Here is an 11,615-nt window from a genome sequence, read left to right as displayed (position 1 = left end):
GATGGCCACGGCCGAGCCGGTGACCCGCACCACCTGCCCCTATTGCGGGGTGGGCTGCGGCGTGGAGGTGACCGCGACGCCGGAAGGCGAGTTTCCGGTCGCGGTGCGCGGCGACCCCGCCCATCCGGCGAATGCCGGGCGCCTGTGCTCCAAGGGCGCGGCGCTGGCCGAGACCCTCGGCGACGAGGGCCGGCTGCTGCACCCGGAGATCGGCGGGCGGCGTGTCGACTGGGAGACCGCGCTCGATCATGTGGCGGACGGCTTTCGCGAGACCATCGCGGCGCACGGGCCGGATGCGGTCGCCCTGTACGTCTCCGGGCAGATCCTGACCGAGGACTACTATGTGGCCAACAAGCTGATGAAGGGCTTCATCGGCTCGGCCAATATCGACACCAACTCCCGGCTCTGCATGTCCACGGCCGTGGCCGCCCACACCCGCGCCTTCGGGGTGGATGGCGTGCCGGGAAGCTATACCGACCTCGAGCAGGCCGATCTGGTCGTGGTCACGGGCTCCAACATGGCCTGGGCCCACCCGGTCCTGTTCCAGCGCCTGCAGGCCGCCCGCGCGGCGCGCCCGGAGATGAAGCTGGTGGTGATCGACCCGCGGCGCACGGCCACTGCCCAGGCGGCTGACCTGCACCTGCCGCTGGCGCCGGGCACGGATGCCTGGCTGTTCAACGGCCTGCTGGACCATCTGCGCCGGGAGGATGCGCTGGACCCCGGCTTCCTGGAGCGGCATGTCGACGGCTTTGCCGACGCCCTGGCGGCCGCGCGGTCCTCCAGCCCGTCGATCGCCGCGACCGCCGAGGCCTGCGAACTGGAGCCGGAGTTGGTGGCGACGTTCTTCCAGTGGTTTGCCCGCACCGAACGCACCGTGACCGCCTTTTGCCAGGGCATCAACCAGTCCGACAGCGGCGTGGACAAGGCCGGGACGATCCTCAACGTACACCTGGCCACCGGCCGCATCGGGCGCCCGGGCATGGGACCGTTCTCACTGACGGGCCAGCCGAACGCGATGGGCGGGCGCGAGGTCGGCGGACTGGCCAGCCAGCTGGCCGCGCACATGGGCTTCGACGAGGCGGACCTGGACCGGGTCGGGCGTTTCTGGGGCGCACCCAACCTTGCTCGCCAGCCGGGCCTGAAGGCGCTGGACCTGTTCCGCGCGGTCGAGTCGGGGCAGGTGAAGGCGGTCTGGATCATCGGCACCAATCCGCTGTTCAGTCTGCCCGAAGCCGCGCGCTTCGAGCAGGCCCTGGCCGCATGCCCGCTGGTCGTGGTCTCCGACTGCGTGCGCGAGACCGAGACCACGCGGGTGGCCGACGTACTGCTGCCGGCGACCACCTGGGGCGAGAAGGACGGCACGGTGACCAACTCCGAGCGCCGCATCTCGCGCCAGCGCCCGTTCCGGGCGCCCCCGGGCGAGGCCCGTCACGACTGGTGGGCGCCGGCCCGGGTCGCGCAGCGGCTGGGGTTCGCCGCGGCCTTTCCCTATACCCGCCCGAGCGAGATCTTCCGCGAACATGCGGCGCTGTCCGCCTTCGAGAACCACGGCACGCGCGACTTCGACATCGGCGCGCTGGCCGGGCTTTCCGACGCGGAGTACGACGCCCTGGAGCCGGTGCAGTGGCCGCTGCCGGCGGGGAGCCGGATCGGTGCCGAACACCTTTATGCCGATGGCCGATTCTTTACCGCCAATGGTCGGGCGCGGCTCGCGGCCGTGGCCCCGCAGGCCCCGACCGACCCGGTCGCTGCCGATTATCCGCTGCGCCTGAACACCGGCCGCATCCGCGACCAGTGGCACAGCATGACCCGCACCGCCAGCACCCCGCGCCTGAGTGCGCATCAGCCGGAGCCGTTCGTCGAGATCCATCCGGTGGATGCCGGGCTGTTCCGGCTCCAGCCCGGCGACCTCGCCGAGGTGACCAGTCGTCACGGACGCCTGCTGGCGCGGGTACAGACTAGCCGCGAGCAGCGCCCGGGCAGCGTGTTCGTGCCCATGCACTGGAGCCGGCCGATCGCGCGGCTCGCCCGGGTCGATGCGCTGGTGCCCGCGCATGTCGACCCGGTCTCCGGCCAGCCGGCGTTCAAGCACACGGCCGTGGCCGTGCGCCCGGCGGCGCTGGACTGGCACGGCTTCGTGCTGAGCCGCGAGCCGATCACCACGCCCGAGTCGGACTACGCAGTCACCGCCCGCGGTCCCCGACACCTGCGCACCGAGCTCGCCGGCCGGGGCACACCGCCCACGATGGATGCGTGGCGCGAACGCCTGGACGGGCCGGGGGAATGGCTGGAGTTCGCCGACCCCGCCGGGGGGCGCTACCGCGCCGCGCGGATCCACGAGGGGCGGCTCGCCTGCGTGCTGTTCGCGGGCCCCGACCGGGGCTTGCCCGAGCGCGAGTGGCTGGCCGGCCTGTTCGCGGCCGAGACGATCAGCGATACCGAGCGCATGGCGCTCCTGACCGGGCGTCCACCGAACGGCCAGGCCGCGCGCGGGCGCATGGTCTGCGCCTGCTTCGGCGTGGACGAGATGCGTATCCGCACCGCGATCCGCGAGCAGGGGCTGGCCACCTGCGAGGCCGTGGGTTCGGCCCTTGAGGCGGGGACCAACTGCGGCTCCTGCCGACCCGAGATCCAGACCCTGTTGAATGAAGAAGCCGAGACGCCCACGGACCCCGTGGCGCGGGAGGGATAAGCATGGAACACCTGCCGATCTATATGCAGTTGCACGGCCGCGAGGCCCTGGTGGTCGGGGCTGGACCGGTCGCCACGCGCAAGGCGGCGCTGCTGCTGGAGGCCGGGGCGCGGGTGCGCCTGCGGGCCCCCGAGTACAGCGACGCCTCCGAGCGCCTGCTGCGCGAGCAACCGGAGTCGATCAGCCGCGATCCGGGGGTCTATGACACCGAATGCCTAGATCGTGTGGCGATCGTGATCGCTGCCACCGACGATGCGGCGGTGAACCGCCAGGTCTCGGAGGATTGCGTTGCGCGCTCGATCCCGGTGAACGTCGCCGACCAGCCCGAGCTGTGCAGCTTCATCCTGCCGGCGATCGTGGAGCGCGGGCCGCTGACCATCGCGATCGGCTCGGGTGGCCGCGCCCCGGTGCTGGTGCGCCTGCTGCGCGCGAAGATCGAGAGCCTGATCCCGACCGGCTATGGTCGGCTAGCCGATCTCGCCGGGCGGCTGCGCGACCGGGTGCGCGCCCGTTTCGACCATGTGAACGCCCGCCGCGCCTTCTGGGAGCGGGCTTTTGCCGGGCCGGCCACCGAGCTCGCCCTGGCCGGGCGCATGGACGCGGCCGAGGCGCGCCTGGAGCAGGAACTGGCGGACGCCGCAACCAGCACGCCCGGCGAGGTCTACCTGATCGGCGCCGGGCCGGGCGATCCCGACCTGCTGACCTTTCGCGCGCTGCGCCTGCTGCAGCAGGCGGATGTGGTCGTCTACGACCGGCTGGTGTCCTCCGAGGTGGTGAACCTGGCCCGGCGCGAGGCCGAGCGCTTCTATGTCGGCAAGGAGCGCGACCACCACTGCGTGCCGCAGGAGGAGATCAGCGCGCTGCTCTCCCGCCTGGCGCGCGAGGGCAAGCGGGTGGCACGGCTGAAGGGCGGCGACCCGTTCGTGTTCGGCCGGGGCGGCGAGGAGCTGGACGTGCTGGCGCGCCACGGCGTGGCCTACCAGGTTGTCCCCGGCATTACCGCGGCCAGTGGCTGCTCCGCCTATGCGGGCATACCGCTGACCCACCGCGACCATGCCCAGTCGGTGCGGTTCATCACCGGTCATACCCGCGAAGGGCGGCTGGATGTGGACTGGTCACAGCTGACCAGTACCCGCGAGACCCTGGTGTTCTACATGGGCCGCAAGGGCGTGGGCGAGATCTGCCGGGGGCTGAAGGGTGCCGGCCGCGCCGGGCAGACCCCGGCGGCGATCATCGAAAACGGCACCACTGCCCGCCAGCGCGTCGTGACCGGCACGCTGGATACGCTGGCCGCACGTGCCGAGCGCGAGCAGGTGGGCTCGCCCAGCCTGATCGTGATCGGCGAGGTGGCGGCCTGCCACGCGCGCCTGGCCTGGTTTCAGCCGGATGCCGGGGCCACGACGGTGTTCCCGCAGCCGATGCCGATGTCGAGGGCAGGGTCGCGGGCCGCCGCGGCGAGCGCGGCGTGACGGACGCATCCGTCCTGTCGGAGGCGACGGCCAGTGGCCTCGCGGGTCGCCGCGTGGCCCTGCCGGAGAGCCGGGCGCTGGAGGTCTTCGCCGGCCTGCTGGAGCGGCGCGGGGCCGAGGTCTGGCGCTGCCCGCTGATCGCGATCCACGACAGCCCCGACCGCACGGCGATCGAGGCCTGGCTGCACCGGGCGATCGAGGCGCCGTTCGACCGCCTGATTTTTCTGACCGGCGAGGGCTTCACCCGCCTGACCGGCTTTGCGCAGTGCGCCGGACGCGAGGACACCTGGCTGGCGGCCGTGGCGCGGACGCCGACCCTGGTGCGCGGCCCCAAGCCGGGGCGGGCGATGAAGCCCTTCGGCGTGCGGCCGGATGCGGTCGCGGCCGCGCCGACGACCGAGGGCATCATCGAGACCCTTTCCGGACAGGATCGGGCCGGGCAGCATCTGGCCGGGCAGCGTATCGGGGTGCAGCTCTACGGCGCCGAACCCAACCGCCGCCTGCTCGGGTTCCTGGAGCAGGCGGGTGCCGATGTTTTTCCCGTCTGGCCCTACCGCTATGCGGACGCCGCCGAGACCGGGCGCGTGACCGGGCTGATCGCAGCCCTGATCACGGGGGAGGTGGATGCGATCGCCTTCACCAGCCAGGCCCAGGTGCGGCGACTGCTGCGCGTCGCCCGTGATGCGGGGCACGAGGATGCGCTGCTGTCAGCGCTCGGCCGAACCGTCGTCGCCGCGATCGGCCCGGTGGTGGCCGAGGAGCTGTGCACCCACGGTATTTCCCCCGCGGTGGTCCCCGAGGGCCGCTACTTCATGAAGCCGCTGGTCTCGGCGCTCACCCGGCATCTGCGGGGTACCGCGTAAGGAAGTCTGGCCGCAAATTCTGCTCTATCTTATCGTTTCGCACCCGGACGTGACCTGCACGCTCCCGGCGAAACTTGTCGACTTCCCCGGATTAGGTCCACGCATACCTGGAGGTTTCGGGCTGGTGTAGCTGCCGGTATTCGACCGGCGCCAGGTCCCCCAGGCAATAGGCCGCGATCAGACCCAGTGTTGCCCCTCAATTTCCTTCGCAACTAGTGGCTTGGCAGTGATGAAGCCCTGGTACTGGTCGCATTGAAGCTGATGCAGAAGGTCGAGTTCCTCACGCTCTTCGATGCCTTCGGCAATCACTGTCATGTTCATTGTGTGGCCTAGTTGAACCATGGCCTGCAAGAGGCGCGAATCCCCGGTGTGTGACCAATGCTGCAGGAAACTGCGATCGATCTTGAGTTTTCCCGCCTGTATGCGGTGTAGGTAACTGAGCGAACTGTAGCCGGTGCCAAAATCATCCAGAGCCAGGCAAACGCCGAGATTTCTAAGTGCCTTAATGACCACGCTGGCTTGCTCCCAGTCAGACAGAAGCAGTGACTCGGTGATTTCGATTACCACTGACTCGGGAGGCAATTTATGCTCTGCGAGCAACGCCTCAAGGTGCGCTAGAAATGTCGGCTGCTGGATGTCTATGGCGGACAGGTTCACTGACATATACAGCCCAGGTTGACGACTCTGCCAGCAAGCCAGTTGTGCCAGAGCTTGTGCGAGCATTTGGTGGGTCAGCTCCTTTATTAGGTCCTGTTCTTCCATAAGAGAGATGAATGCGCCCGGCCCAAGTACACCCTCGTCCGGATGCTGCCAGCGGGCAAGGGCTTCAAAACCGACAACGGTTGTGTCATCGATGCTCAGTATGGGCTGATAGGCCGGAGTGAATTGTCCGTCACTCAACGCCTGCCTGATACACTGCGCCCGATTGAATCGACGTTTTTCGTCATCAAGCATGGACTCATCAAAAAAACAAACACTTGCGCCAGCGGATTTCTTGGCCCGAAACAGGGCCGTGTCAGCATGATCAAGCAGCTGGGCAGCGCTTTTAATGTTCGTTGAGGCGATGGCAATGCCCATATCCACGGAAACTGCAATGATGCTTCGATCGGCGTCTACCTTGATGGTTTCCAGTGTCTGGATCATCTGCTTGGCGAAACGGCTGACAGAGTCCCGGCTGTCGTGTCCGTGGCTGAGAACTAAAAATTCATCGCCATTTTCCCGGCTCAGCACATCCGTGCTATTCAGACACCGGGATAGTTCCCAGGCCAGCTGTTGCAGGACCCGATCGCCAAAGAAATTCCCATGCACGTTGTTGATGGTGTGAAAGTCTCTGACGTCGAGTTTCATGACGGCAGAAAAGCGATCCTGAGTGGTATGTTGCAGGGCTTTTTCGGCGGCAATCCGGAATCTTGACAAAGTAGGTAAGCTAGTCAGGGGATCGTGATGAGTTGCGGCCTCAGAGGCTGTCAAAGCACCTCCCTGGGCGCGAAGCAGTCGGCCTCTCGAGACTCTGGATTTGACCACCATTAGCAACCTCCAGGGCTCAATGGGCTTGGAGACGAACTCATCGTTCGCCAGCCGGGCACAGGCCAATTGCACATCGGTGTCGGCTGCGGCAGACATAAACAGCAGCGGAATGGTTGCGTGATCCTCGTGCTGGCGAATAATTTTGCCGAGATCGAGACCACTGCAGTCCGGCATGTAGACGTCGATGATGATCAGTTCTGGCTGCTTGTATTCAAGCATCGACAACGCCTGTTTCGCACTGGTGGCGGTGGAGACGTTGTAGCCCGCCTGGGAAAGGAGCGAACCGTACAGATTGAGTAGATCATCGTCATCATCTACCAGCATGATGCGGTATGGTTCACTGGGTGCCAGATCAAGCTCAGAATGGAGCAGGGATATCAGATTGGGTATGTCCAGTGGCTTGCTTAGGAAATGGTTGCCGCCAGCCCGTGCTGCCGCGAGGCGCAGTTCGAAGGAGTCGAACGCGGATACAAAGAAGACCGGCAAGGGTGTGCCGTCAGTTCGGCGCCAGGAAAATACATGGGCTGACCCGGCAAATTGGTCGCCGTAAAAATCCATGTCCACGATCAGTGCTAGCGGTTGATGCCGCGCAATGGCCTGCTCAAGGCCTGTGATATCTTCCAGGCAATGCACCTGATAGCCACGCTCATTCAGAACTTGGCTGACTTGTGCCGAGAAGTCCGGGTCATCATCTACCAACAGGAGGTTGATGCTTTCCGCGGAGGGAGCGAGTGAATTGATGCTGGCAGGCTCGTCGGTTTCGTCGACATCCTCATCCATGCCTGTGCTGCGTTCAATGCAGCTTAGAAGATCTTGCAGTCGTTCGAATATGGTCGCGTTATATTCAGGCGGAGCGCTTTTTATGGCTTGCTCGCAGGCCCATTCTAGCTCGCTCGCCCTTTGTGATAGCTCGGCAAAACCAAAAGCTGCGCCCGAGCCACTGAGACGGTGGGCAATATTTCTGATGAGGTGCAGCGACTCTGGGATGTTCTGTGTTTCTGCCCACGCCTCCTGAAGCTGTGTTTTGTAACCCAGCAGGTTTTTTTTGTAATGGGCAGTGAGGCTGTCCATCTTTTTTTGGTTCTCTGGCTTTTCCATGCGCTAAACCCAGCCCCTTCTCTGAGATCAGGCAAACACTGATCAATGGCTCTGCATCCGCCTCAATGCCCCCCAGTGCGTTATTTGGGGGGCGGTTGGGCCATCAAGGGTCTCTTGGGGCCCTCTGTAACCGTTTGGGGCGGTCACAGGCGCGTTTTACGGCCATAAGGACACACTACCTGAATCGTACCGCCTTTTCCTGAGGCTCTGACCTGAACCGGACCGACGGTTCCGGAGGCTCTGATCCTTGGGAGGATAGATGTCTGGTAATTGTTGGGTAAAGGATGATTCTATACTGCACAAGAAGGTACTCCCGTTTCGTTGCCGGGAGTGGCTGAGTATGGTGTAGGGCGGGCCCACGCAGGATCGAGAGTATGGCGAGTACGATCCATTCGGACGCGTGCACTGCACCCCAGATCCGACGAGCGCTGCGGGAAGTGCCGCCCAGCGTGATCGATCCCGAGCTGGCCCGGGGCTACGGCATTACGCGCATGACCGTGCGCGAGTGGCGCTATGGCCGGGACGTGGAAGTCCGGGCCCAGCGCCCTAAGCGGCCGCATACCACGCGGATACCGGAGCAGGAAGCGCATCGTGGTCCAGGTCCAAGTCCGAGAATGGGCTCTGCGGTCGCTGGCTGACCTGCTGACCTTCCGCGCGTTGCGCCTGCTGCTGCAGGCGGATGTGGTGGTTTATGACCGCCTGGTCTCCTCGGAGGTGGTGAACCTGGCGCGGCGCGAGGCCGAGCGCTTCTATGTCGGCAAGGAGCGCGATCGCCACTGTGTGCCGCAGGAGGAGATCAGCGCGCTGCTCTCCCGACTGGCGCGCGAGGGCAAGCGCGTGGCACGGCTGAAGGGCGGCGACCCGTTCGTGTTCGGCCGGGGCGGCGAGGAGCTGGACGTGCTGGCGCGCGACGGCGTGGCCTACCAGGTCGTCCCCGGCATCACCGCGGCCAGCGGCTGTGCCGCCTATGCGGGCATACCGCTGACCCACCGCGACCATGCCCAGTCGGTGCGGTTCATCACCGGCCATACCCGCGAAGGGCGGCTGGATGTGGACTGGTCGCAGCTGACCAGTACCCGCGAGACCCTGGTGTTCTACATGGGCCGCAAGGGGGTGGGCGAGATCTGCCGGGGGCTGAAGGGTGCCGGCCGCGCCGGGCAGACCCCGGCGGCGATCATCGAGAACGGCACCACCGCCCGCCAGCGCGTGGTCAGCGGCACGCTGGATACGCTGGCCGCGCGTGCCGAGCGCGAGCAGGTGGGTTCGCCCAGCCTGATCGTGATCGGCGAGGTGGCGGCCTGCCACGCGCGCCTGGCCTGGTTTCAGCCGGATGCCGGGGCCACCACAGTGTTCCCGCAGCCGATGCCGATGTCGGGGGCAGGGTCGCGGGCCGCGGCGGCGAGCGCGGCGTGACGTCCGCATCCGTCCTGACGGAGGCGGCGGCCGGCGCCCTCGCGGGTCGCCGGGTGGCCTTGCCGGAGAGCCGGGCGCTGGAGGTCTTCGCCGGCCTGCTGGAGCGGCGCGGGGCGGAGGTCTGGCGCTGTCCACTGATCGCGATCCACGACAGCCCCGACCGCACGGCGATCGAGACCTGGCTGCACCGGGCGATCGAGGCGCCGTTCGACCGCCTGATTTTTCTGACCGGCGAGGGCTTCACCCGCCTGACCGGCTTTGCGCAGTGCGCCGGACGCGAGGACGCCTGGCTGGCGGCCGTGGCGCGGACGCAGACCCTGGTGCGGGGCCCCAAGCCGGGGCGGGTGATGAAGCCCTTCGGCGTGCGCCCGGATGCGGTCGCCGCGGCACCGACCACCGAGGGCATCATCGAAACCCTTTCTGGGCAGGATCTGGTGGGGCAGCGTATCGGGGTGCAGCTCTACGGCGCCGAACCCAACCGCCGCCTGCTCGAGTTCCTGGAGCAGGCGGGCGCCGAGGTCTTCCCCGTCTGGCCCTACCGCTATGCCGACGCCGCCGAGACCGGGCGCGTGACCGGGCTGATCGAGGCCCTGATCGCGGGGGAGGTGGATGCGATCGCCTTCACCAGCCAGGCCCAGGTGCGGCGACTGCTGGCGGTCGCCCGGGCCGATGATCGTCACGACATGTTGCGGGCAGCGCTGGAGCGAACCGTCGTCGCCGCGATCGGCCCGGTGGTGGCCGACGAGTTGCGCGCCCACGGTATTTCCCCCGCAGTGGTCCCCGAGGCCCGCTACTTCATGAAGCCGCTGGTCTCGGCGCTCACTCGGCATCTGCGGGCAGCTGCGTAGGGAACTTGTGGCGCGGGCGAATGGCCCACGGATTGAATCCCCTGCGGTGATCCGGGCCATGAAACCAACGTCCACACGGCATTCGCGCCGATCCTTCCTGCGGTGCATGGCCGGCGCCACCCTGGCGGCCGGGGCAGGCTGGCCGGTCGTCGCGGGCGCTTCCGAAGGCCGTGAACCGCAGCGCAAGCCGATCCCGTCGTCCGGGGAACGCATCCCGGTGATCGGCATGGGGACCTGGATCACCTTCAACGTGCCGGAGGACCCGGATGCGCTGGCGGTGCGCACGCGCATCCTCGACACCTTCATCCGTCGCGGCGGCGGGATGATCGACTCCTCGCCGATGTACGGCCGCGCCGAGGCGGTGGTCGGGCACGGGCTGCGCGAGCTGGGGCACCCGGAGGGGCTGTTCGCGGCCACCAAGGTCTGGACGCGCAGCACCGCCACCGGGCGCGAGCAGCACAAGAAATCCCGGGAACTGTGGGGCGTCGACACGCTCGACCTGCAGCAGGTGCACAACCTGCAGAACTGGGAGGCCCACCTGGAGACGCTGCGCGAGCGTCGCGCGGCGGGCGAGCTGCGCTATATCGGCGTGACCACCTCGCACGGGCGCCGCCACGACGAGCTGGAGCGCATCCTGCAGCGCGAGGACCTGGATTTCGTGCAGCTCACCTACAACATCCTCGACCGCGAGGCGGAGCAGCGCCTGCTGCCGCTGGCGCGCGAACACGGGGTGGCGGTGATCGCGAACCGGCCGTTCCGGCGCAAGGCGCTGATCAACCAGTTCCAGGGGCATCCGCTGCCGGACTGGGCGGCCGAGATCGAATGCGCGAACTGGCCGCAGTTCCTGCTCAAGTTCATCGTCTCCCACCCGGACGTGACCTGCGCGATCCCCGCGACCTCCGTGGTCGCGCACATGGAGGAGAACATGGGCGCGCTGTACGGCCCGCTTCCGGATGCCGAGATGCGCAGCCGCATGGTCGCCTACGTGCAGGACCTGTAGGGTTGGCCCCTGAATCCGAGCGACCGGGGAGGCGGGATGCTGCCGTTCGATAGCGCCACCTGGCTGGCGATCCTGGGCCAGTACAACACCGCCATCTGGCCGCTGCACGCGGTCGGCGCCCTGCTCGCGCTGGTGGCCGTCGCGCTTGCGTTCACGGGCTGGCGCGGGGCGGCCCGCGTCACGGGCCTGATGCTGGGCGTGCTGTGGATCTGGACCGGAGTGGTCTTCTTCGGCGGTTCGCTGGCACCCTTCCACTTCGCCTCTGAATGGCTGGCCGGGGTCTTCGTCGCCCAGGGCCTGATGCTGCTGTTCGCGCTGACCCTGATGGGCCAGGCCCGCTTCGACTCGCCCGGCTGGCCCGGCGGGCTCGCGGGCAGCGGCGCGGCCTTGATGATCGTCTACGCGCTGGCCGGCTATCCATTGCTCGATCTCGCGCTGACCGGCACGCCCTGGACCCAGTTGCAGTACGTCGGCGTCGCGCCCGGACCGACCATGCTGCTGACGCTCGGACTCCTGCTGCTCGCCCGCCCGCGGCCTCCGCTGGTGCTGGCCATCATCCCGCTCCTGTGGGCACTGGTCACCGGATACATCGCCTGGGAGCTGGACCTCTGGCTGGAATATCCGCCGGCTGCGCTGGGTGTGACCGCCTTCGGGTTGCTGCTGGTGCGCTGGCTGCGTTCGGGTGATCGGGCTCGTTAAGATGAC

At 67.3% G+C, this 11,615-nt stretch carries 7 protein-coding genes and 1 pseudogene; 7 read left to right on the top strand and 1 reads right to left on the bottom strand.

Annotated elements, in window-relative coordinates:
* The first annotated feature begins 1 nt into the window (after position 1).
* The 3 genes from D002_RS0110335 to D002_RS0110325 are packed head-to-tail and all read left to right on the top strand — an operon-like array spanning position 2 to position 5,024.
* The gene (locus D002_RS0110335; RefSeq protein ID WP_018141849.1) at positions 2-2,692 is read left to right on the top strand and encodes a nitrate reductase; all 2,691 of its coding nucleotides are present in this window, start codon (positions 2-4) and stop codon (positions 2,690-2,692) included.
* Positions 2,693-2,694: 2 nt separating this feature from the next.
* The gene (gene cysG, locus D002_RS0110330) at positions 2,695-4,161 is read left to right on the top strand and encodes a siroheme synthase CysG (RefSeq protein WP_018141848.1); all 1,467 of its coding nucleotides are present in this window, start codon (positions 2,695-2,697) and stop codon (positions 4,159-4,161) included.
* Entirely contained in the window at positions 4,158-5,024 is an 867-nt protein-coding gene (locus tag D002_RS0110325; protein ID WP_018141847.1) for a uroporphyrinogen-III synthase, read from the top strand. Before cysG ends, D002_RS0110325 begins: the two co-directional genes overlap by 4 nt.
* Before the next feature lie 177 nt (positions 5,025-5,201).
* Here the strand turns inward: D002_RS0110325 and D002_RS0110320 are convergent, their stop codons facing one another.
* Positions 5,202-7,649 carry an EAL domain-containing protein gene (locus D002_RS0110320; RefSeq protein ID WP_018141846.1) on the bottom strand — a complete coding sequence of 816 codons (2,448 nt, stop codon included), beginning with the start codon at positions 7,647-7,649 and terminating at the stop codon, positions 5,202-5,204.
* 636 nt (positions 7,650-8,285) lie between these two features.
* On the opposite strand from D002_RS0110320, the pseudogene cobA reads away from it, so the two are divergent.
* The 4 genes and pseudogenes from cobA to D002_RS0110300 all read left to right on the top strand — a co-directional run.
* Positions 8,286-9,062: pseudogene (gene cobA / locus D002_RS0110315) on the top strand (uroporphyrinogen-III C-methyltransferase); the annotation flags it as partial.
* Positions 9,059-9,910, top strand: a complete 852-nt coding sequence (locus D002_RS0110310) for a uroporphyrinogen-III synthase (protein WP_018141844.1) — start codon at positions 9,059-9,061, stop codon at positions 9,908-9,910. The pseudogene cobA and the gene D002_RS0110310, both read left to right, overlap by 4 nt.
* A 106-nt stretch (positions 9,911-10,016) precedes the next feature.
* A complete protein-coding gene (locus D002_RS0110305; protein ID WP_018141843.1) occupies positions 10,017-10,910 on the top strand; it encodes an aldo/keto reductase in 894 nt (297 codons plus the stop codon).
* Between the two features lie 36 nt (positions 10,911-10,946).
* Positions 10,947-11,609, top strand: coding sequence for a DUF6064 family protein (locus D002_RS0110300; protein ID WP_018141842.1), 663 nt, complete (start codon positions 10,947-10,949; stop codon positions 11,607-11,609).
* Positions 11,610-11,615: the final 6 nt, after the last annotated feature.

Origin of the sequence: Thioalkalivibrio sp. ALJ7, assembly GCF_000376865.1 — a bacterium.
In the GTDB taxonomy this organism is placed as follows: domain Bacteria; phylum Pseudomonadota; class Gammaproteobacteria; order Ectothiorhodospirales; family Ectothiorhodospiraceae; genus Thioalkalivibrio.
Note: the sequence above shows the minus strand (reverse complement) of the source record. Positions and strands in the feature narration are given on the sequence as shown.

Excerpts from the sequence above, each read along its gene's own strand:
- D002_RS0110335 (WP_018141849.1), top strand. The coding sequence starts at position 2 with ATGGCCACGGCCGAGCCGGTGACCCGCACCACCTGCCCCTATTGCGGG.
- cysG (WP_018141848.1), top strand. The coding sequence starts at position 2,695 with ATGGAACACCTGCCGATCTATATGCAGTTGCACGGCCGCGAGGCCCTG.
- D002_RS0110320 (WP_018141846.1), bottom strand. The coding sequence starts at position 7,649 with ATGGAAAAGCCAGAGAACCAAAAAAAGATGGACAGCCTCACTGCCCAT.
- D002_RS0110305 (WP_018141843.1), top strand. The coding sequence starts at position 10,017 with ATGGCCGGCGCCACCCTGGCGGCCGGGGCAGGCTGGCCGGTCGTCGCG.
- D002_RS0110300 (WP_018141842.1), top strand. The coding sequence starts at position 10,947 with ATGCTGCCGTTCGATAGCGCCACCTGGCTGGCGATCCTGGGCCAGTAC.